Annotated in this window: 20 protein-coding genes and 2 tRNA genes; 11 read left to right on the forward strand and 11 right to left on the reverse strand. The window is 68.4% G+C overall.

Features of this window, described 5'->3' with window-relative positions:
• Positions 1-32: 32 nt before the first annotated feature.
• From METY_RS09195 to METY_RS09230, 8 genes are all read left to right on the forward strand, one after another.
• Positions 33-383 carry an integration host factor subunit alpha gene (locus METY_RS09195; protein ID WP_103121087.1) on the forward strand — a complete coding sequence of 117 codons (351 nt, stop codon included), beginning with the start codon at positions 33-35 and terminating at the stop codon, positions 381-383.
• A 16-nt stretch (positions 384-399) separates the two neighbouring features.
• The gene (locus tag METY_RS09200) at positions 400-996 is read left to right on the forward strand and encodes a MerR family transcriptional regulator (protein WP_103121088.1); all 597 of its coding nucleotides are present in this window, start codon (positions 400-402) and stop codon (positions 994-996) included.
• Between the two features lie 120 nt (positions 997-1,116).
• A complete protein-coding gene (locus tag METY_RS09205) occupies positions 1,117-3,045 on the forward strand; it encodes an autotransporter assembly complex protein TamA (RefSeq protein ID WP_244593578.1) in 1,929 nt (642 codons plus the stop codon).
• Between the two features lie 121 nt (positions 3,046-3,166).
• Positions 3,167-8,428, forward strand: a complete 5,262-nt coding sequence (locus tag METY_RS09210) for a translocation/assembly module TamB domain-containing protein (RefSeq protein ID WP_103121090.1) — start codon at positions 3,167-3,169, stop codon at positions 8,426-8,428.
• A 4-nt stretch (positions 8,429-8,432) separates the two neighbouring features.
• The gene (locus tag METY_RS21780) at positions 8,433-8,741 is read left to right on the forward strand and encodes an Hpt domain-containing protein (RefSeq protein ID WP_160147335.1); all 309 of its coding nucleotides are present in this window, start codon (positions 8,433-8,435) and stop codon (positions 8,739-8,741) included.
• A 118-nt stretch (positions 8,742-8,859) separates the two neighbouring features.
• The gene (locus METY_RS09220) at positions 8,860-9,636 is read left to right on the forward strand and encodes a hypothetical protein (RefSeq protein ID WP_244593579.1); all 777 of its coding nucleotides are present in this window, start codon (positions 8,860-8,862) and stop codon (positions 9,634-9,636) included.
• 142 nt (positions 9,637-9,778) lie between these two features.
• Positions 9,779-10,312, forward strand: coding sequence for an SRPBCC family protein (locus tag METY_RS09225; protein ID WP_103121092.1), 534 nt, complete (start codon positions 9,779-9,781; stop codon positions 10,310-10,312).
• Positions 10,313-10,320: 8 nt separating this feature from the next.
• Complete coding sequence (locus tag METY_RS09230; protein ID WP_103121093.1) at positions 10,321-11,274, forward strand: YVTN family beta-propeller repeat protein; 954 nt, start codon at positions 10,321-10,323, stop codon at positions 11,272-11,274.
• On the opposite strand, the gene METY_RS09235 is transcribed toward METY_RS09230, so the two are convergent.
• The 5 genes from METY_RS09235 to METY_RS09250 all read right to left on the reverse strand — a co-directional run bounded on the left by METY_RS09235 (position 11,240) and on the right by METY_RS09250 (position 12,915).
• Positions 11,240-11,617, reverse strand: coding sequence for a response regulator (locus METY_RS09235; RefSeq protein ID WP_103121094.1), 378 nt, complete (start codon positions 11,615-11,617; stop codon positions 11,240-11,242). The genes METY_RS09230 and METY_RS09235 overlap by 35 nt on opposite strands.
• Before the next feature lie 26 nt (positions 11,618-11,643).
• Positions 11,644-11,910 carry a hypothetical protein gene (locus METY_RS09240; RefSeq protein ID WP_103121095.1) on the reverse strand — a complete coding sequence of 89 codons (267 nt, stop codon included), beginning with the start codon at positions 11,908-11,910 and terminating at the stop codon, positions 11,644-11,646.
• Between the two features lie 119 nt (positions 11,911-12,029).
• Positions 12,030-12,203, reverse strand: coding sequence for a hypothetical protein (locus tag METY_RS21215; protein ID WP_200819637.1), 174 nt, complete (start codon positions 12,201-12,203; stop codon positions 12,030-12,032).
• Between the two features lie 77 nt (positions 12,204-12,280).
• Positions 12,281-12,358 (reverse strand) — tRNA-Pro (locus METY_RS09245).
• Between the two features lie 98 nt (positions 12,359-12,456).
• Positions 12,457-12,915: a DUF1810 domain-containing protein gene (locus METY_RS09250; RefSeq protein ID WP_103121096.1), complete on the reverse strand. Its 459-nt coding sequence runs from the start codon at positions 12,913-12,915 to the stop codon at positions 12,457-12,459.
• 160 nt (positions 12,916-13,075) lie between these two features.
• Here METY_RS09250 and METY_RS09255 point away from each other — a divergent pair, with 160 nt between their 5' ends.
• Both METY_RS09255 and METY_RS09260 read left to right on the forward strand, forming a co-directional pair.
• Entirely contained in the window at positions 13,076-14,581 is a 1,506-nt protein-coding gene (locus METY_RS09255; RefSeq protein ID WP_103121097.1) for an ATPase domain-containing protein, read from the forward strand.
• Entirely contained in the window at positions 14,571-16,331 is a 1,761-nt protein-coding gene (locus METY_RS09260) for a response regulator (protein WP_103121098.1), read from the forward strand. Before METY_RS09255 ends, METY_RS09260 begins: the two co-directional genes overlap by 11 nt.
• Positions 16,332-16,338: 7 nt before the next feature.
• Here METY_RS09260 and METY_RS09265 read toward each other — a convergent pair.
• The 6 genes from METY_RS09265 to METY_RS09290 form a co-directional block, all read right to left on the reverse strand.
• Positions 16,339-16,413: transfer RNA gene (locus METY_RS09265), tRNA-Thr, on the reverse strand.
• 128 nt (positions 16,414-16,541) lie between these two features.
• Positions 16,542-17,066, reverse strand: a complete 525-nt coding sequence (locus METY_RS09270; protein ID WP_103121099.1) for a GNAT family N-acetyltransferase — start codon at positions 17,064-17,066, stop codon at positions 16,542-16,544.
• Positions 17,067-17,128: 62 nt separating this feature from the next.
• Positions 17,129-18,088: a methenyltetrahydromethanopterin cyclohydrolase gene (gene mch / locus METY_RS09275; protein WP_103121100.1), complete on the reverse strand. Its 960-nt coding sequence runs from the start codon at positions 18,086-18,088 to the stop codon at positions 17,129-17,131.
• On the reverse strand, positions 18,085-19,230 hold the full coding sequence (locus tag METY_RS09280) for an ATP-grasp domain-containing protein (protein ID WP_103121101.1): 1,146 nt from the start codon (positions 19,228-19,230) through the stop codon (positions 18,085-18,087). The genes mch and METY_RS09280 overlap by 4 nt, the downstream gene beginning before the upstream one ends.
• Positions 19,202-20,095, reverse strand: a complete 894-nt coding sequence (locus tag METY_RS09285; protein WP_103121102.1) for an NAD(P)-dependent methylenetetrahydromethanopterin dehydrogenase — start codon at positions 20,093-20,095, stop codon at positions 19,202-19,204. Before METY_RS09285 ends, METY_RS09280 begins: the two co-directional genes overlap by 29 nt.
• The gene (locus METY_RS09290; RefSeq protein ID WP_103121103.1) at positions 20,082-21,074 is read right to left on the reverse strand and encodes a beta-ribofuranosylaminobenzene 5'-phosphate synthase family protein; all 993 of its coding nucleotides are present in this window, start codon (positions 21,072-21,074) and stop codon (positions 20,082-20,084) included. The genes METY_RS09285 and METY_RS09290 overlap by 14 nt, the downstream gene beginning before the upstream one ends.
• A gap of 222 nt (positions 21,075-21,296) precedes the next feature.
• On the opposite strand from METY_RS09290, the gene METY_RS09295 reads away from it, so the two are divergent.
• Positions 21,297-21,668: a 4a-hydroxytetrahydrobiopterin dehydratase gene (locus METY_RS09295; protein ID WP_020185157.1), complete on the forward strand. Its 372-nt coding sequence runs from the start codon at positions 21,297-21,299 to the stop codon at positions 21,666-21,668.
• Positions 21,669-21,675: the final 7 nt, after the last annotated feature.

The raw sequence follows: 21,675 nt of genomic DNA on the forward strand, positions 1-21,675 counted from the left end.
GAGGGCGGGCGGCCATCCGGGGGAAGCGATTGATGACGGGGCGCACGGTGACGCGCGCTGATCTGTGCGAGGCGGTCTACCAGAAGGTGGGCCTGTCGCGGACCGAATCGGCGTCTCTGGTCGAAATGGTGCTGGCCGAGATCGGGGACTGCCTCGAGCGTGGCGAGACGGTGAAGCTTTCGTCGTTCGGCTCGTTCGTTGTGCGCGGCAAGGGTCAGCGCGTCGGGCGGAATCCGAAGAGCGGCCAGGAAGTTCCGATCCCGCCCCGCCGGGTCATGGTGTTCAAGCCGTCGAACATTCTCAAGGACCGCATCAACGGCGCCGCAGGCGCCGCCGCCAAGCCTAAGTCGCGCTCGAAAGCCAAGGCGAACGGCGCGGCCTGACGGAAAGAGGTGAGCTGTGGAGAAGGGTCCCGAAGCCTTCCGCACGATAAGCGAGGTCGCCGAAGAGCTTGGCGTTCCGCAGCACGTGCTGCGCTTCTGGGAGACCCGTTTCCCGCAGATCAAGCCGATCAAGAGGGGCGGCGGACGCCGCTACTACCGCCCCAACGACGTCGATCTCCTCACCGGCATCAAGCGCCTGCTGTACGGCGAGGGCTACACGATCCGGGGAGTCCAGCGGATCTTGAGAGAGCAGGGCGGCCGGAAGGTCGCGGCCTATGCGGAGGGCGGCGCGCCTGCGTCTGACGCCGCGGATCAGGATCCGGCCGAAGCGCGCGCCGACCGCGCCGCGGAGGCCGAAGCGTCGGTCGGTTTGCTGGGCTTGCAAGCCGGGCCGGAACTCTGGGCGCCGCAGCGCCGGCCCTTGTCCGAGGTTTCCCCTTCCGCCCAAGTGACGGCTCCTGCGCCAGCCGCCGCCCCCGCTCGCGTGGAGCCCCTGCCTGAATCCGCTCCGAAGCGCGCGACATTCGCTCTGCCGGAGGGTCACGCGGAGCGGCTGCGAGCGGCGCTCGCCGAGCTCGAGGCCTGCCGCCGTCTGCTCGACGAACGGCTTTAAAGCTCCACATAGGGTTGCGTACGTGTCGCCCCGCCCGTTAACGGAATGTGAGTGGTATCCGAGGGGAGATGCGCGGGATGGCGTGGGATTCGAGCGTTGCGTAGACGAAAGCCCCCCGGCGTGCGCCGGTCGTTGTTGGCCGGCGCGGCTGCGGCCGCGCTGTGCGCGGGAGGAATCGCGCACGCTCAGCAGGACGCGCCGCCCGCCGCAACCTCCGCCGCGGCGACCGCCGTCGCCGGCGTCTCCTACGTCACCACCGTCTCCGTCGTCGGTGGAGACGCCGCCGTTCAGAAGATCGTCGACGACACCTCCACCCTCAAATCTCTTCAGAAAGATTCGCCGCCGGGCGCCGCCGGGCTCGTCGGGCGCGCCAAGGTCGACATAGAGCGGCTTGCGGCCGCGCTGATGGCCACCGGGCGCTACGGCGCGATCGTCGACGTGACCATCGCCGGCGTCTCCGTTACGACGACCAGCGCGCCTGACGTGGCGCAGCGGTCGCGACGACCGGTGCCAGTGGTGATCAAGGTCGACCCGGGTCCGGTGTTCACAATCGGTCGCGTCGCCATCCGCAATGCGGAGCGCTCCGTCGTCCTGCCCCGGATCGAGCCTCAGAAGATCGGCCTCTCAGCCGGGGCGCCGGCGCCCTCGTCGGCGGTCTTCGGCGCAGAGGCCAAGATCGTCGACCAGTTGCGACGCGATGGCTATCCCTTCGCCAAGGTCGCGAACCGCGAGGTGATCGCCGACCACGCGGCGAAGAAGCTGGACGTGACGATCGACGTCGCGGCCGGACCCCGCTCGCCGTTTGGCGAGGTTTCGATCAACGGCACGAAGGACGTCGACCCGGCGGTGGTCCGCGGCCGCGTGCCGTTCGAACCCGGCGACCGGTACGACCCGGAGAAGATGGTCGAACTGCGGGACGAGCTTGCGAAGCTCGACGTGTTCTCCTCGATCCGCGTGAAAGAGGGGACCGCGCCCGACGCCCAGGGGCGCGTGCCGGTGACGATCGACGTGGAGGAGAAGAAGTTCCGCTACGTCGGCGCGGCCGCGAAGTACAGCACCACCGACGGAGCGAGCGTCAGCGCCTACTGGGGCCACCGCAACCTGTTCGGCGGCGCGGAGAAGCTGCGCGTGGAGGCGAGCGCCTCGCGCCTGATCAGCAACGATCCGAAGGACTACGAATACGCGGTCAAGACCTCGTTCGAGAAACCCGGGATCTGGGGCGGCTTCGACGACCTGCTGGCCGAGGTTGAGGCGATGCGCGAGCGTCCCGACGCCTACTGGCGCGACGGCGCCCGCGCCGCCGTCGCCATCCGCCGGCGCCTCACCAGCGACCTCTCGATCCAGGCGGGTCTCGAGGTCGAGGGCTCGACGATCCGGGACACCTTCCGCGAGAAGGATTTCCTGCTGGTCGGTCTCCCGCTCGGCGCGACGTTCGACAACACCGACAGCAAGCTCGACCCGACCGAGGGCTTCCGCGCCACCCTGACGGCCGCGCCATACTTCAACACGACCGGCGACGCGCCTTCGCTGAACATTATCAAGGGGCAGGTCTCGGCCTACCAGAAGCTGGACGAGGACGCCCGGTTCATCGCCGCGGGGCGCATCGGCTTCGGCTCGATCATCGGGCCGAGCGCGATCGAGGACGTGCCGGCGAACCGGCGGTTCTTCGCAGGCGGCGGCGGTTCGGTCCGCGGCTTCGCCTACCAGAGCGCCAGCCCCTACTGCGATTCCTCGCGGCCCACGCCTAAGCGGGCCCTCGACTGCAAGAAGGACACGCCCGTCGGCGGCCGAAGCCTGCTCGAGGCGTCCGCCGAGATGCGGATCAAGATCACCGACACCATCGGCGTGGTCCCCTTCGTCGACGCCGGCGCCGCCTTCGACAAGACCTATCCGGACTTCGGCGAGAACATCCGCGTCGGCGCGGGCGTCGGCCTGCGTTATTACACCGCGATCGGACCCATTCGATTCGACGTGGCGACGCCTGTCATGGGCAAGACGAAAAACGATCCGCTGGTCGCATTCTACGTGAGCGTCGGACAGTCGTTCTGACGAAGCAGGGCCTGGATAGACGGTATCCCTGTACATCAGGCGTCCGCGCAGGCTCTATGGACGAACAGTCCGCCCAATCAGCGCCGCGAGGCGATCCGGGGCGGCATGCGAACGGAATCCGATGGCCATTCTGAAGCGCGCGCTGATCGTCCTCGTCGTCCTGCTGATGATCCCGGTCGTTCTGGTCGCTGGGCTCTTCGTCTTCGCCCGCACCGAGACGGGTCTCGCGACGATCGCGAATCTCGCCCAGACCTACGGCAGCACGGCCGACTCGAAGATCGCGATCGGCAAGATCGAGGGATCGTTCCCGGATGATCTCACCATCCGCGACCTCGCTCTGGCCGATCGCGATGGCGTCTGGCTGACGATTGACCGGGTGCGTCTCGCCTGGGCCCCGCTCGCTCTGTTTTCTCGCAAGGTGCAGGTCGAAGCGCTGGAGCTCGGTCGCGTGGACGTCGCGCGCGCGCCAAATCTGCCGGCCTCGACCGAGCCGGAACCGGTTTCCGATCCCAACGCGCCGCTGATCCCCGACCTGCCCGTCGAGATCGAGTTGAAGCGCCTTGCGGTGGACGATCTCAATCTCGCACAGGCGCTCATGGGCGTGCCCGCGCGGCTCGCCGCCGACATGTCCGCGTCGCTGCGCAACCCACGGGACGGGGTCGACGCTCGCTTCGACGTGCGCCGCATCGATGGCGTTGCAGGGCGGATCAAGGGCTCCGCAAGCTTCTCCCCGCAGACCGAGCGGTTTCAGATTTCGATCCGCGGCGGCGAACCCGCCGGCGGGCTGATCGCGCGGCTGGCCGACATGCCCGGCCAACCTCCAATCGATTTAGGGATCGAAGGCGGCGGAACGCTCGACGCGCTGCGCGTGCAGGCGGCGCTGACGGCGGGAGACCGGGGCCGGCTCGATGCGGTGGTGGAGTTGGCGGGCGAGGGGGCGGGACGCAGGGTCAAGCTCTCGCTTGACGGCGACGTCGGACGCATCGCGCCGCCGGCCTACGCCGCGCTCGTGGATGGCCCGACGAAGGCGAACATCGACGCCTTCGTGCCCACGGAAGGCGCCATCCGCATCGCGGACGCCGTGTTCGATCTTCCCGCGGCCCGCCTCGCGGTCAAAGGCGCAGTCGATCTGGCCGCCGAGACGCTCGACGTCGCCTATGACCTCAAGGCGGGCGACGCTTCGCGCTTCGCGGCCCTGCTGCCGCCGGGGATCGCCTGGGGCGCCATCTCCGCGGTCGGTTCCGCGAAGGGGCCGTTCACGCACCCCCACATCGTGGCGACGGTCGACGGGACCGGCCTGAACGCGACGCAAGGCGGCGCGGCGACCGCGCATATCACTCTCGACGCGGAGCCGAACGGACCGCTTACCGACGATGCGACCCGAATTGCGGCGAAGGGAACGATCGACGCCAAGAGCGTCACCTTCGCCGACGACCGGCTGCTCGCCGGGGCGGGTCGGGACCTAACGGCGGCCTTCGACTTGGTCGCCACCGTCGCCGGCGCCGCGGACATCGCGAAAGCGGACGTCGCGCTTGGCGACATCAAGGCGTCTTACGCCGGCGCCGTCTCCGCGGACATGGCGAAGGGCAAGATCATGCTTGCGGCCGCAGATCTCTCGCCTTTGTCCGCGTTGGCGGGGCGCGCCTTGGCGGGGTCCGCCAACCTCGCGGCCGACGTCGATGTGGCCTTCGATCTGTCGCGGCTGGCGGTCGCGGCGAACGGCGAGGGCAAGGGTCTGAAGGTCGGCGTCGATCAGGTCGACGCGCTGACCGGAGGCGACCTCGCGATCACGGGCGGAGTGGTGCGCGCCGAGAACGGCTCGTTCGCGTTCAACGGTTTGAAGCTCACCGGCAAGCACGTCTCGCTGGCGGCGGACGGCTCCGCAACCCTGCAGGACGCCGACGTCACCTTCCGCGCCGAGGTCGAGGATCTCTACCTCGTCGATCCCCGCGCGGCCGGCCGCGCCACGCTCGACGGCAAGCTTACCGGCCGGCTCGACGATCTCGCCGTGACGGCGAAGCTCGCCGTTCCCGAGGGTCGGGCGATGGACCGTGTGATCAAGGACCTCACCGTTGACGTCGATGCGACGGACGTGACCGGCGCGGTCGGCGGGGTCGTCCGTCTCGGCGGCTCGCTGGACGGTAAGCCCGTGCGTGGCCAGGGGCGGCTCGTCACCGAGGCCGACGGCGCGCGCAGGCTTGAGGACGTCGACCTCGTCGTCGCGACCGCGAGCGTCAAGGGCGGCGTCTCGATCACTCCCGCAGGGCTTGCGACCGGCCGGATGGCGATCGCCGCTCCCGACCTCGCGGAAGTCGGCGCGCTGGCGTTAATGGAACTCGGCGGTCGGCTGTCCGCGGACGTCGGGCTTTCTGTCGAAAACGGCGTGCAGAAAGCGGTTGTGACGGCGAACGGCGCCGACATCGCCGCGCCGGGCGCTCGCGTCGGCAAGATCGACGTCGCGACCACTGTGCTCGATCCCACCGGCAAGATCACCGTGGACGGCGTCGTCAACGGATCTGGGATCGCGGTGGGGGGGCAAGTCGTCGAACGTCTCGCGATCAAGGCGAAGGGCGCGCCGGACGGCATGGACGTGACCGCCGACGTGACGGCGCTGGGCACCGCGGCCTCCGCCGCCGGTCGCGTGGTCTATGCGCCGGCTGAGACTCGCATCGACCTGTCCAAGCTCGATCTGAAAGGCGGCGGCCAAGAGGCGACCCTCGCAGGCCCCGCAAAAGTGCGACTGATCGGACCGGACGTGTTCATCGACGCCTTCGCATTGAAAGCGGGACAGGGCGGCGCCTTGGACCTATCGGGCAAGGCGGGCCAGACGCTCGATCTCTCCGTCGTCATTCGCGATCTGCCGCTTGCGCTCGCCAACGCCTTCGCGCCGGACCTTGGCGTGCGCGGCGCGCTGGGCGCGACGGCCAAGGTCACCGGACCCGCCACGGCCCCCGTCGCCGACTTCGACGTGACGATGCGCGACCTCTCCATGTCGCAGACCCGCGCGTCCGACGTCGGGCCGCTGACGGTCGCGACCAAGGGGCGCTACGTCGGCGATCGGGTGACAACCGACACCACCGTAACTGGCGCCGGCGGGTTGCGGCTGACGGCCGTCGGCTCGGCGCCGATCGCCGCCGGCGATCTCGACATGGACGTCTCGATCCGGGCTCTGCCGCTGAAGCTCGCGAACGGCTTCGTTGAGGGATTCGGGCTAGCAGGTCAGCTGAACGGCGACGCCAAGGTGACCGGTCCGATCGCGGCTCCGCGGGGAACCTATGCGGCGAAGATCGACGGGTTCACCTCCTCGAGGGCCAAGGGCGTGCCGGCCGTGGCGATCGAGACCAAGGGCGAGCTCCAGGGCGTCCGCGTCACGACCGACACGGTGATCACCGGCGGCGGGGGCATCCGGGCCACAGCGAAGGGATCGGCACCGATCGGCGCCGGCCCGCTCGACATGGACATCGCCATCGCCGAGCTGCCGCTGTCGCTTGCGAACGCCTTCATGCCGGAGCTCGGGCTCGCCGGCAGGCTCCAAGGCGGCGCTAAGGTCACCGGCCCAGTCTCGGCGCCGCGCGGCGGCTACGACTTCAAGATCACCGGTCTGACGGCGGCCCAGGCCAGGGGCGTGCCGGCGCTGCAGGTGACGACCAAGGGCGAACTCGAAGGCGCCCGGGTGACCACCAACACCGAGGTGACCGGAGGCGGCGGGCTGCGACTGACGGCGAGGGGCGTCGCGCCGATCGGCGCCGGCGACCTCGATCTGACGGTGGAGCTTCGCAGCGTTCCCGTGGCGCTGGCGAACGGGTTCTCGCCCGGCCTCGGCGCACAGGGCACGTTGCAAGGGGACGCCAAGGTCTCGGGTCCGATCGCCGCGCCTCGCGGAACCTATACGGTGAAGGTCTCCAACCTCTCGACGGCGCAGACGCGCAGCGCGGGCGTGCCGGCCGCGCAGATCGACAGCAAAGGTCGGCTCGAAGGCGTGCGCGTCGTGACGGAGACGGTCGTCACCGGCGCGGGCGGGCTTCGGGTCACCGCGAACGGGTCGGCGCCGCTGGGACAAGGGAACCTGGATCTCCGCGTGGTTGGGCGCGCCCCGCTCGCCTTCCTCAACGACACGCTTTCGGTCTCGGGAGACCGCGTCGACGGCGCCGCCAGCTTCGACGTGAAGGTCGGCGGATCCACGTCCGCGCCGGCGATCGACGGCACGGCGCGGCTCGAGAACGCGTCCTACTCCAACCGCGCCTCGGGTCTCCAGCTGCGCGGCATCCAGGCCGTCGTCGCCGGCAGCGGAACGAACGTCGAGGTTAGGAGCCTGCGCGCCACCACCCGCAATGGCGGCACGATCTCAGGCTCCGGACGAGTGGCGGTCGATCCCGGGCGCGGCTTCCCGGGTGAGATCCGCATCCAAGCGCAGAACGCTGAGGTCGTGGGCACCGACATCGTGACCGCTGTGATCGACAGTAACCTTACGCTTCAAGGGGCGCTCGCCCGCAGGCCGATCGTCTCCGGCAACATCCGGGCGCGGTCCGTGGAAATCCAGATCCCGGATCGGCTGCCCGCTCAGTACACACCGCTCGAAGGCGTCAAGCATCGGGGCGCGCCGGCCCGCGTGACGTCGCAGCTCAAAGCCGTGAACGCCGGCAAGAAGACTGCGAAGTCGGAGGACGGATTTGTCGCGACCCTCGACATCGACGTCCAGGCCAATGACCGCATCTTTATTCGCGGAATGGGCATCACGTCGGAAGCCGGCGGCTCCATCAAGTTGGCCGGAACCTCGGCCAATCCGCAGCCGGTCGGCGCGTTCGAACTGCGCTCCGGCCGCGGCCAGATCGTGGTCATCGGCCAGAGGCTCACCTTCACCCGCGGATCGGTGTCCTTCGCCGGCGATCTCGATCCGACGCTCGATTTTCTCGCCGAGACCAAGGCGCGGGACATCACCGCCCAAGTCATCGTGACTGGGACCGCGTCGCGGCCGCAGATCAACTTCACCTCCCAACCGACGCTGCCGACCGACGAAGTGCTGGCGCGTCTGCTGTTCAAGAAGTCGGCCGGCGAACTGAACGCGAGCGAAGCGCTGCAACTGGCGCAGGGCCTCGCGCAGTACACCGGCGGCGCGGGCTCCGGCGCGCTCGACAGCGTGCGCAAGAGCCTGGGGGTGGACGTCCTCGACGTCACCGCGGGCGACGGGCAGGGCGGAGGACCTGCGGTGGGCGTGGGTCGGTATATCTCCGACAACATCTATCTCGGCGTCCGTCAGGGCACGAGCCCGGACTCGAGCCGGGTCACCGTCGACATCGACGTGACGAAGAACGTGAAGGTCCAGGGCGAAACGGGCGCGAGCGGCGACGCCTCCGCTGGCGTCGCCGTGGAATGGGATTACTAGCGTTGTGACGGACGGCGAGGCCGAGCGCCGCGCGAAGATCACGGCCGCCGTCGAGGCGGTAAGGACGCGCTTTCTCGCGAGCTTCGACGACAGGTTGGCGGAGCTTGAAAGCCTCGCCGCGGCGGCCTGCGCAGGCGACGAAGACGCTCGCGTCGCGCTCCAGCGGGGCCTTCACACGGTCGCGGGAACGGCGCCGACGCTCGGGCTTCACGACCTCGGAGCAGCAGTCCGGGCGCTTGAAGAAGCGGTGGGGCGGGGCGAGCCGCTTGGGAGAGGAGAGGTTAGCGCCAAGCTTCGAACGCCGCGATCCTGAAGGCAAGAGCTGCGGCATGGCGTGCATAGCGAATCAACTGTTGCGCATTTAAATTGTATTGCGGCAAAATCGTGGCCCAGGGGCGGGGGCAACGATGACCTGGGCGGCGCGGTGGGCTATGGCCGCTGCAATTCTCGCGGCGGCGCCGGGTGCGGCGTGCGCGGGAGCGTTCACGCTTAGGAACGGTGAGACGAAGCTGTTTGCGACGGCCTACGTGACGTCCGGCGATCATTACTTCGACGCTCGTGGGCGGCTCAGAGCGCGCGATCGGCTCAAGAAGCAGGAGCTTCAGCTCTACGTCGAACATGGCGTCACAGATGGCCTGACTGTCTTTGGCGCAGGGGCTCTTCAGCAGATCACCGTCTCGGGCGAGGAGCGCGCGCAAAGAAGCGGCTTGGGGCGCACTGAGCTCGGGGCGCGCATCCGACTGGCCGAACCCGGCGCCTGGATCGTCTCCGCGCAGGGGGGAGTCGTGATCGCCGGCGCGAAGCGTTCGGATGGCCTTGCCGCGATCGGCGAGACGGATGATCAGGTCGACGTGCGTCTTCTCGTGGCGCGCAGCTTCGACGCTTTCGCGCGGCCGGCCTTCCTCGACGTCCAAGCGGGCTACAGGACGCGGAGCGGCGATCCCGCGAACGAGATCCGGGTCGACGCGACGCTTGGCGTCCGCCCCGCCCCACGCTGGTTGCTTCTGGCGCAGAGCTTCAACGTCTTCGGCCAGGGCCGATGGGACGGCCCCTATGCGCTGAAGCAGCGCACCCACAAGGTTCAAGCGGCCGCCCTCCTTGACCTGACGTCGACGATGACGATTTACGCCGCTGTCTTCGCAACGCCTGCGGCGCGCGACGCGCTTGACGAGCGTGGCGCGCAATTGGGAATCGGCTACCGGTTCTGAGCCGGGGTGCGGCGAAGGGACAAAGCCGCGGGCCTTTATCCGACCGCGCGGCTTTGGTTCACTGCGCCCGCTGGCCCCAGGGCCCAACAGGCCTCCGATGACGCTCCACGCGGACGGCCGACCACCGGAAGGAAGCACACGCATGAAGTTTCAACTGCTCGCTGCGGCGGCGGCGTTGTTGGTCGGCTTCGCCGGCGCGGCCGAGGCTCATGGCCCGACGCGCCAGAAGACCACCCAGTCGATTGAGATCAACGCGGCGCCCGACAAGGTCTGGACCGTGATCGGCAACTTCCAGGACATGAGCTGGCTGCCGCCGGTCGAGAAGACCGAGGGCTCGGGCGGCAACGACAAGGATGCGACGCGCACGCTGACGCTCAAGGGCGGAGCGACCGTCAAGGAGCAGCTTACGAAGTACGACGCCGACACGAAGACCTACGCCTATCGGATCACCGAGGTTGACGTGAAGGTGCTGCCAGTCACCAACTACTCCTCGCACATCAGCGTCAAAGGTGAGGGCGACAAGTCGACGGTGACGTGGCAGGGCGCGTTCTACCGCGGCTTCCCGAACAACGATCCGCCGCCGGAGCTCTCGGACGAGGCGGCCATCAAGGCCGTTAACGAGCTCTACCAGGCCGGCCTCGCTTCGGTGAAGGAAAAGGTCGAGAAGGGAAGCTGACCCCTCCCATGCGCGCGGCCATGGTCGCGCTAAGCCTCGTCGTCGCAGGCGCCGCCAGCGCCGACGAGGCCTTCATCACGAACCAGAACGGCGACGACCTAACCGTTCTCGATCTGGCCACCGGCAAAACTGTCGCGACCATCCCCATCGGGGGAAAGCCGGCGGGCGTTGCGGTGAGCGCCGATGGGGCGCGAGTCTACGTCACTAGTCCCGAAGGCAAGGCGCTGACGGTAGTCGACGCGGCAGGCCGTACGGTGCTCGATCGCATTTCGCTGGAAGGCGGCCCGCTTGGCGTCGCCGTCCATCCCGGCGGCTCGCCCGTCTATGTGGCGGACTGGTACGCGAAGCACATCCTCGTCGTTGATCCCGTCGCTCGCGCCGTGACCGCCCGCGTCGACGTCGGCGCTTCACCTTCCGGCCTTGCGGTGACGCCGGACGGCGCCACGCTGCTCTCGGCGGACCGGGACTCTGATCAGGTGTCGTTCGTCGACCTCAAGACCCTGCACCGCGTCGCCACGGTCCCAGTCGGCCAGCGTCCGTTCGGCGTGACCATCGACCGCGACGGCCGGCGCGCCTACACGGCGAACGTGGGCAGTAACGATGTCTCCGTCATCGACATCGCGAGCCGAAAGGTGGTGGGAGTCGTGAAGGTCGGTGAACGGCCCTATGTCGTCGGTCTCGCCGCCGACAGGGCGTTCGTCAGCAATCAATACGCGGAGAGCGTCTCCGTGTTCGACGTCACGACGCTGCAAACGCTCGCCACGGTGCCGGTCGGGGAGTACCCCGAAGGCGTAGAAGCCTCCGCGGACCAGACGAAGATTTACGTCGCCAATTGGTTCTCGAACGCGGTGTCGGTGATCGACGTCGCGACCTTGAAGGTCGAGAATACGCTCGATGTGGGCGATGGGCCCCGGGCGTTCGGCGCGTTTATCCGGCCGACGCCCCGGCAAGCAAAGCCTTAAGGTCCGACGCCAGCGCGATGGGATCAAAGGGCTTGGCGATGACGCCTAAGGCTCCGAGCTCCTTGAACCGCTGGATCTCGCGGCCCTGCGTCCGCGCGGTCATAAAGACAACGGGAACCCCTCGTGACTCGGGCCGTTCCCTCAACCGAAACAGCGTCGTGGGGCCATCCATCTCGGGCATCATCACGTCGAGGAGTATGACGTCTGGAAGGCAGTTGCGAACCGCGGCCAAAGCTTCGGCGCCGGACGAGACCGTCTCAACGGTGATGTCGGGATCTAGGCTGAGCGACATGCTGACGATCTCGCGGATGTCCGCCTCGTCGTCGACGTAGAGAATCCGCAAGCCGCGCCCCCCAAGGCGGGTCGTCGTTAGGCGATCGCGCCCATCGCGCTCCAGATAATCGCGCCGGACATCAACGCGAGACCAATAACGTCACCGGTCAGCAACTGACGTTCAATTGGGTTATGCGGCGCAGTGTTCAGCATCGAATCATCGACGAAATCAATGTCCGATTCGGCATAGTCGATGATCTCATCCGGCCGAGCCGGCGTCATGGAGAACGTGTCGACCGAGCGCGAACCGACGTCTATCGGGCGAGCACTCGAGGTCTTGGCGGTTTCGAGAACGTAAAACATGAGCGGCGCTCAGCTTGTTAAGTTGATTGCCGTGTGAACGTGCGAAAGGGCCGCCGCGTTCCCGCGGGGCCCCAAATCTTCACGAAATCTTTAAATCGGGCGTGACGCGGGTCGCCGCGTTAAGCCTCTTCGTCTTCGTCGAGCAGATGCTCGACCGCTCCGATGGCCACTTCGAGATCCGCGATCTTTCGCAGAGCGCCGTCGGAAGGTAGCGTTTTCGCCTTGGCGGCGGCGGTCAGGAGTTCGCGCTGGGCCGTCTTCAGACGGTCGAGCAAAGCCTGGTAGTCATCCATCGGCGGAGCGGTCCTGGGAATTGGGGAGGCGCGAAGCGCTGGCTTCACGGGGCGCCCGATCGACGTTTCGAAAAGAATGGTCGGAGCGAGAGGATTTGAACCTCCGACCCCTAGTCCCCCAGACTAGTGCGCTAACCGGGCTGCGCCACGCTCCGACACCCTCGCGGGTCGCGATGCTCTAGAGCCATTCCGCGCTCGGCGCAACCCGTCTTCGACGTCTTCAGCCTCTGCAAACGCGTCCGGAAGCGGTCTCTCACACTGCTCCTGAAGACCCGTGGCTCGCGGCTCTGGCCAAAAGCTCGATCGTCTTCGGATCGCGCTCCCCGCTGCAAAAGGTCTCGAGCGCGCGCGCGAAGACGCCGCGGTCGGGGCTCGCCTGCGCGAACAGCGTCGCCGACGAGCGGAACTTCATGTCGTCCGGCGATCCGAAGATGCCATGCAGCCCGCGGTCCGCATGCTGCAACGTCGCTTCGAAGCTTTCCGCGAGCCGGGGCCCAAGCGTGGGATGGGCGAGGTAGGCCCGCGCTTCCTCGATTGACCCGACGCCGTAGAAGGTTGCCGTCGTAGAGATCCCGAGACCTCTCAGCTGGGGGAAGACGAACCACATCCAGTGGCTGCGCTTCCTGCCGGTCCGCAGCTCGTCGAGGGCCGTGGCGTAGATCCCCTCCTGCGCAAAAACAAAGCGGTCAAGGTTGAACGGGTCGCTGGACATCACTCACCTCGCAACTCTGGAGCGGACGCAACGCGAATGCTCCATTGATAACGATCCGTCGCGCACCTGGCGGCGATTCCGCGGACGATCGCGTCGGACGTCTGTAATTTTTTCCCGACCGCCCCAATAGATGATACCGAGCCGCCTCGAGGAGTGTGACATGGCGCGTGCGGACGGACGGACATCTACGGGCAACGAGGGCCTCGACGTCGTGTTGCGGGGGGGCTTGGTCACGAACCGGCTCTATCTGCTCGAAGGGTCGCCGGGCTCCGGAAAGACCACGCTAGCTCTTCAGTTCTTGCTGGACGGGGCCGCGCGGGGCGAGCCAGGTCTTTACGTGACGCTATCCGAAACCGACGAAGAGCTGCGCGGGGTCGCGGCCTCTCACGGATGGTCCCTCGACACGATCTCCATCTTCGAGCTCGCCGCCGCCGAGGAGGCGCTCGGCGCGGAGAGGCAACAATCGATTCTCCACCCCTGGGAGAACGAGCTGGGCGGCACCATCCAGTTGATCAAAAGCGAGGTGCAGCGGATCAGGCCGCGCCGCGTCGTCTTCGACAGCCTGTCTGAGATGCGGCTGCTCGCGCAGGATCCCTTGCGGTACCGCCGCCAGGTGCTCGCGCTCAAACAGTTCTTCGCCCCGCTCGACGTCACGGTCTTCATCGTCGACGACCTCACCGGCGAAGAGTCAGGTCAGCGCGACGCGCATCTTCATAGCCTCTGTCACGGTGTCATTACCCTGCAGCGGCTCACGCTCGACTTCGGCGCCGCCCGTCGGCGGCTTGAGGTCCAGAAACTGCGCGGCGTCGACTTCATCGGCGGGTACCACGACTTCGTCCTGCGCAAGGGCGGCCTTGAGGTTTACCCGCGCCTGATAGCGGCGGATCACCACGAGCCGTTCGTGGGAGAGCCCGTCCCGAGCGGCGTCGCGGAGCTCGACCAACTTCTCGGCGGCGGCCCGCGTCGGGGCACGACCACCCTGATTTCAGGGCCGGCCGGCGCGGGCAAGACGACGATCGCGCTGCAGTACGTCTTCGCCGCTTGCGAGCGTGGCGAGAACTGCACGATCTACGAGTTCGACGAGCGGATCGGCACCATGTTGTCGCGTTCGAAGGCCATGGGCCTCGATCTCGAGGCTCATATCGAGGCGGGGCGGCTCGTCATCCAGCAGATCCACCCCGCTGAAATTTCGCCGGGAGAGTTTGCCTGGCGCGTGCGCCAAGAGGTTGAGGGGCGCGACTCCCGCCTTGTCATCATCGACAGCCTGAACGGCTACCTGGCGGCGATGCCTCAGGAGCAGCAACTCCTCCTGCAGGTGCACGAGCTGTTGTCGTACTTGAACCAACGCGGCGTAACGACGTTGCAGATAAACCCTCAGACAGGGCTTGTCGGGAGCATGGTCACCGGATCGATCGACATCTCCTACGTGTCTGACGCGGTGATACTTATCCGCTTCTTCGAAGCGGAGGGGCGCATACGCAAGGCGATCTCGGTCCTGAAGAATCGCAGCGGCCAGCACGAAGACGCGGTCCGCGAGCTGAGGATTGATTCGCAGGGCGTTCGAGTCGGCGCGCCGCTGTCGGAGTTTAGAGGCGTCCTGACGGGCACTCCCGAATATGTGGGGCCCCAGTCGCCGCTGATGGAAGATCGCGGCGATGGCGCCTAGCGATCCGAGCGACAACATCTGCGTCCTGGTCTGCGCTCCATTTGGCCACGACGCCGTCAGCACGGTCGCTCTGCTTCAGGAAGCCGGCTACGGCGCAAGGGCTCTGGCGGATCTCTCAGACGCGGACGCCCTTCGGGACGAACGCATCGGAGCGCTGTTGCTGACCGAAGAGGCTTTGCGGCACGGCGACGCGGGGCTGACGCGCGCTCTGGACGCTCAGGAGCCCTGGGCGGATCTGCCCATCCTGTTCCTGACTGCGCCGCGATCGCGGGCCACGCCCTGGCATATTGAGCACGTTCGTTTCCGCCTGCCGCCAAGCGCCACCAACGTCATCGTGTTGGAGCGCCCCATCGGGGCGGTGTCGCTTGTGAGCGCGGTCGCCTCGGCGCTGCGCGCCCGCCGCAAGCAGTACGAGATTCGGGACAGCATCGCCGCCCAGAAGCGGGTGGCCGACAAGCTCGATGAGCTGGTGCAGGAACGGACACGTGATCTGGAGCAGGCGCTGCAGCAGCTTCGGACGGAGGTCGCGGATCGCGAGCGCGCCGAGGAACAACTGCGCCAAGCTCAGAAGATGGAGGCCGTCGGCCAACTCACCGGCGGCATCGCGCACGACTTCAACAACATGCTTACGGGCGTCATAGGCTCACTCGACATCATTCGGCGACGGATCGACTCAGGCCGCCTTGACGACCTCGAACGGTTCATGACGGCGGCCTCCACGTCAGCGCAGCGCGCCGCGAACTTGACCCAGCGCCTCCTCGCCTTCTCGCGCCGCCAGTCGCTTGATCCACGGGCCATCGACGTCAACGCGCTCGTGCGCTCGCTCGAAGAGCTGCTGCTGCGGACGATTGGCGAGAGCATTGTGTTGCAGCTCTCGCTGGCTGAGCCGCTCGACGCCGCGATCGCCGACGCGAACCAACTGGAAAGCGCGATTCTAAATCTTGCGATCAACGCGCGGGACGCAATGCCGGACGGCGGGGCGCTCACAGTCGAAACTCGGGAGGTCGAGATCGAGCCCGGCGCACGGCACGATCGCGACCTCCCGGCGGGCGCTTACATCGTCATCACGATCGCCGACACCGGCGTTGGGATATCGACGGAGAGGATGAAGAAGGTGTTCGACCCCTTCTTCACCACCAAGCCGATCGGCCAAGGCACGGGTCTGGGTCTGTCCATGGTCTATGGCTTCGCGAAGCAGAGCGGGGGACAGGCCAAGATCTCAAGCAGGGTCGGGCAGGGCACGTCCGTCAGCCTGTACCTGCCATCCGCGGGATCGTCGTCCGTTCAGGCGGCCGCGGTGCAGCCGGTCGGACCGCGGATCGCGGACGGCGATGGCGAGCGCGTGCTGATCGTCGAGGACGAGGACGCCGTCCGACAGGTGCTGCGGGAGGCCCTTAACGAGCTTGGCTACGAGACGGAGGAAGCGGCGGACGCACAGGCGGCGCTGCGGCTACTCGCCTCGGAACGACGCTTTGACATGATGATTTCCGACGTCGGACTGCCTGGCATGAACGGCCGCCAGCTGGCTGACGAGGCGCGGACCGCCCGGCCGAGGCTGCCGATCCTGTTCGTGACGGGATACGCGGAAAATGCGGAGTTTCGCGCCGGATTTCTTGGCGCCAACATGTCCATGATCACCAAGCCGTTCACGCTCGAGACCGTCGCTGACAAGATTCGAAGCATGCTGGCGGTCCAAGCGCCGCCTCGGAGCCGCGCGATCGCGCCCGATCAAGCGCCGCGCGCCGACTGACGCAGTCTGGTGCCGGTTGAGGGGATCGAACCCCCGACCTTCGGTTTACAAAACCGCTGCTCTACCGCTGAGCTAAACCGGCGCTGGCGCTACTCGCCGTGTATTGTCAGTGACCGTCAGCCCGCAACTCAACTCCACTCGATTGGGCTGCGGCGTGTCTTATGATCGCCCTTGGTGGACGCCCGCTCATCGCCTGAAGTAGCGGCGCGGTCAAGCGCCGCCCAGCGGTCTTTGCATGATGACCGTGTCGAGCCACCGCCCGAACTTGAAGCCGACGTCCGTCATGGTGCCGACCATGCGAAACCCAGCGCGGGCGTGAACGGCAATCGAGCCGGCGTTCGCGCTGTCGCCGATCACGGCGATCATCTGGCGGAGCCTCCCCGTCGCTTCGCAGCGGAGGATCAGCTGCTCCAACAAGGCGCGTCCGAGGCCGCGGCCTTGCGCCGCCGCGGCAAGGTAGATCGAGTCCTCGACCGTGTGGCGGTAGGCTGCGCGGGGTCTGTGAGGGCCGGCGTAAGCGAAGCCCACGACCACGCCGCCGACCTCCGCGACGATGTAGGGCAGCCCGACGTCCTGCACCGCGCGCATGCGCCGGGCCATCTCCTCGACAACAGGCGGAACCTCCTCGAACGAGGCGGTGCCGTGCAGCACGTGCTCGGCGTAGATCCGGGCGACGGCGGAGACGTCGCCGGGCTCCGCGGTGCGGATCGACCATGCGCCGGCGTCGTTCGTCATGGGGCGCGCTCCCGGACAGGACCCTGCGGGGGAGCTCCGACGCTCCGCCGCAGGGCGAGGGTTCAGCCCCCGAAGGACTTCGCGATCAGCGCCGGCTCGTAGGCGCCGGCGGTGAAGCTCTTGCCGGTCGACAGCGCCGTCACGGTCACGACAGCCGGCGAGAACAGGCCGGCGTCGCAGGCGTAGAAGTCGTAGTTGTAGCCCGCGAAGATCTCCCCGAACGGGCGGCCGTGATCGCGCGACGTCGAGGAGGGAAGGCCGTTGGCGAGCTGCTCGGCCTCGTCCTCCGGCCCTTCCACGTAGAGCGAGATCTCGCCGCCATAGAGCACCGCGTCGTTGGTGCGGCCCATGCCGGACATGAAGTCGGCGGCCGGCGGCGGGACCGGCGCGACGCCCGCGCCGTCCACGATTCGCTCCAGCGGGAAGTGCAGCGAGTGCGCCTTGTGCAGCGCGACCTCGAGCACGCGGCCGACCACCTGCACGGAGCCCGCGAGGCTCGTCGTGGGGGTGAGGATCAGCGTCAGTTTGTCTTCCGCCACGCCGCACTCCTTGGCGATGTGCGCGATCAGCGAGTCCGGCGGGCGCTTGTCAGTCTCGAGCACGAGCGTCGCGGTTTCCGCGGCGTCCTTGTAGCCGAGCTCTCCGAACAGCTCCTCCTTGGCCCAGAGAGCGCGCGCGGGGCCGGAGCCGAGGGCGAAGAAATCGCCGTCGGACAGGCTCCAGCCCGCGTACTGGCTGCCGAGGCAAGCGATCACCGGATCGACGGTGGTGATCTGGATCGCCGTGTTCCAGCGCGGGAAGCGCGTGTCGGGGGCGAAGGTCGCCCTGCCCATCCCGCCGAGGCAGATCTCGGTGATGCGCCGGCCCGCCTCGAGACCGCCTCGGACGGCGATGCCGGCGTCGACGATGGTCGCGCCGGTCGCGGTGCGCTCCACGCCGAGCCGCAGCGTCTGGGCGTCTGCGATGAGGGAGGCGACGTGCGGCGCGACGAGGGCGCCGACGCTGGGGCGGGATTGGGTCATGCGGACACCGTTGTTCGTGTTGGCCGGGCGGCCGGAAGGACCGCGCCGAGCGAGGTTAGGAGGCGCAAGCGCCGCGCTGAGACCAGCCCGCGCGCGGCCTCGGGAGTGGCGGCGGCGGCGAACGCCGTGCAGACCGGCGCGCCGCGGGGAATGACGTCGTCGGCCGCGGGCCAGTCGGCGGTCCACGAGGGCCGCTCGAGGCCGGCGACGGCGCAGTCGGCGGGAGCGTAGATAACCGCCGCCGCCTGGGGCGCCAGGGCCGCGGGCGGCGCGGTGGGATGCCGCCCTGCGGAGGCGTCCAGATGAGCGGCGAGCAGGGACGCCGGTCCCCGGTCGAACACGTCGAGCGTCGCGCCGGGTCGAGGATTGACCTCAAGCACGACGAAGGCGTCGCCCTCGACCAGAAGATCGAGACTCGCAAGTCCGCGCAGGCCGGTTTCCGCCACGATCCCGTCGATGCAGGTCTCGACGGCTGATCGCATCGCGTTGGTGACCGGCACAGGCCCGACCGCCCCGCCGTACCGGAACGGCGCGTGCGCCGCCGGGTCGCTCCATTGACGCGAGAAGCCGATGAGCATCGCCCGGCGACCGTCGGCGAGGAACAGCGCCGAGAGCGGAGCGCCGGCTGCGGGTTGCTGGAAATAGCGGCCGCGCGCCGCGCGTCCGCCAAGGCGAATATGCCCTCCGCCGGACGCGCCGGCGCGCTTGGAGAGCCAACCCGGCCGCGCGTCGGCGGCGACGGGCGGATGCGGCGCCTCGATCCGACGCAACATCGCGGCGAGCTCGAACGGGTCCTTGAGCTGCGCCACGGTCTCGGCGGAGGCTCCGCTCACCGGCCAGCGACGATCGATCGCGGCCATTAGTCCCGGCGCGTGCTCGAAGCCGGCCCCGAGCACGACCGGCGTTCCAGGCGGCGCATGCCGCTCGAGCGCCGCCAACAGCCGGCGGCGGACGAATCCGCGCGCCCCCCCCTCGACGCGCACAGCCCGCGCCGCATGCTCGCGCGTGTCGGCGTCGGCGAACAGGTCGAGGCTGAGCGCGCGCAGACCCGCGCGCTTCGCCGAACGCGCGAGCGCGCGGGCGGAAAGGGCGACGACGACGACGTCGAAGGGGTCAGGCCGAAAGGGTGCGGGCGAGCTCATAGGCCTCAAGGACGCCCACTCTGAGCGCCACGTCGGAATTGCGGATCCGCTTCAGGATCTGGTGCTGCACCTGGTACTTCAGCTGGCCGATCACCAGAGCGCCCACGCCGACGCCGTAGGGCAGGGCGATCCCATCGTCGTTGGCGCCGACGCCCGCGATGCCCGTGGGGGGCACGGCGTTGATGTCGGCCGCGACCAGCAGGCTTGTGGCGGCCTCCAGCACGTCGCGTGAGATGACCTCGACGCCGGCGGAAGCCGCCGTCAGGATCACCTCGGCCTGCGGCACGAGCGCCTTCTTCTCGGCGTCGTCGGTCGCGACGGCGCAATCCAGAATGACGCCGAAGCGCTTCTTGAAGTCGATCGCTTTGACCTCGACGTCCTCGATCACCCGGTGGCTGACGAGCGTGACCTCCGCGCCCTGCTGGGCGGCGATCACCGCCGCGATGCCGCCGACGATGCCGGTCGCGCCGTAGATCTGCACCTTCGCGCCCTTCAGGCCTTCGGGGCGCTTCCCGGCCAGATGCTTCTCAACCAAGGCGATCATCGCGGCCGCGGTGGTGAAGGAGCCTGCGGGGTCGGCGAAGATCGAGATCTCGAACGGCGCGAACAGCGCGCCGCCTGCGGCCTTCATCTGGTCGAGCGCCAGGCTCGCGTCCTTGCCGCCGATGAACAGCACGGTGCGCTTGGCGTCGTCCGGCGAGCGCGAGAACATCGCGTCCTGGGTGAGGCCGACGACGTCCTTGAGACCCACCTCGACGTTCGCCGAGATCACGTGGAAGCCCGCGTCCACCGCCATGTTCACGTCGAACGGGCTCGTGTGCTTGAGCGGCGTGATCATGTGGAAGATCGGTTCAGCGTCGGACATGCGTCTCTCCGGTAAGCAGAAGACCCTCCGCGCCGGCGTCGCCGGGAAGGTCCTCGATGTCGGCCCCGCGGCGCGCGCCGCGGGTGATTTCGAAGGCGACGTTCGGCCGGCCGGCGAAGCGCGCGCGGAGCTCCGCCGCGAGCGCCTCGGCCTCCCGCGCGTCGCCGAGGACGGCGAAGCCGGTCGGGCCCCATGAGCTCTGGCCGACGCCCGGCACGCCGCGCGCTTCGATCACGGCCAGGGCCTCCGCGACGTCGGCGCTGGTGAAGCGCCCGCCCTGAGCCTTTGCGAAATGATCGCCGAGGCGCCGCTGCATCTCGCCGATCGCGCGTCCGAAGGCGTGCGCGTCCCCTTCGGCGGCGGCGGGCATCGCGCCGAGCACGGCGAGACGGCACAGCCGATCGGCCAGCTCTTCGGGGAAGGGCGGCAGGCTCGCCATCGCGGCGGTCTCGCGCTGACCGCTCAGCCCGGCGAGGGCGTGGTCGTAGATCAGCAGGATTCGCCAGGACGAGGGGATCGCAGCGCGGGCGACGATCGGCGGCGGCTCGTCGCGGGCGCCGCGTCCGCCGTCGAGAATCACCCCGCCGGTTTCAAACGCGCCGAGGCCGATGCTGGAGCGCTGGCCGCGTCCCAGCGACGCGGCGAGCGCTCGGGGGCTGACGTTCAACGCCTCCAACCGCGCCAGAGCCGCCCCGACGGCGAGCCCGAGTTGAGTGCCCGATCCAAGGCCGGCGTGCGCCGGCAGGGCCTCCTCGACCTCCACCGCCACCTTGTCGGACAGCTTGAACGCGGCGGCGAGCGTGCGGACCGCAGCCGCGGCGCGGTCGGCGTCAGGGCCCGTCGCGCTCAGGCGGGGCGCGCGGCGCAACGTCACGCGGGTGACAGGCGTCTCGAGGGAGAGGCCGAGCCCGCCGTAACGCCGTCCGAGAGCGCCGCCGAGATCCAGGAAACCGACGTGCAGGCGCCCGGGCGCGCTCACCCTTACGGCGTGCGGCGCTTCCGAGCCGCGTCGGGGCGGCGTTGCTGGCGTGCTGGTTCGGTCCATGGCGTTTCCGCGCGCACCTTAGGGGCAGCAAACCGCCCGCGCCATCCTTGCGGGATGCGCCAAAAGCCTAGCCGGACGAAACGTCGCGCCGCGTTGCGCGGGTTGATCCGCCCATGTAACGGTCCCGGTCAAATCAAAAACCCGAGGAGCGCCCAAGTGGCCGATCCGAAAACGACGATCCCGCCTGAGGAAGTCGAACGGCGTCTCGCCGCTGACCTTCCCAAGTGGCGGCTCGAGGACGGCTGGATACGCCGCACCTACAAGACGACAGGCTGGAAGAGCACGCTGATGGTGATCAACACCGTCGGCCATCTTGCCGAGGCGGCGTGGCACCATCCCGATCTGACCGCCTCCTACGCCTGGGTCGAAGTGCGTCTCATGTCGCACGACGCCAAGGGCATCACCGAGCGCGATTTCGAGCTCGCGGCGAAAATCGAGAGCGTCGTGCAGTGGAAGCCCGCGGAAGACGACGCCCTCGAAGGCACACCCCAAGGCGACCTTCGCTTCTCCTATGTGAAGTATGACTGAGGGCCAC

Source organism: Methylopila sp. Yamaguchi (genome assembly GCF_002897035.1).
In the GTDB taxonomy this organism is placed as follows: domain Bacteria; phylum Pseudomonadota; class Alphaproteobacteria; order Rhizobiales; family Methylopilaceae; genus Methylopila.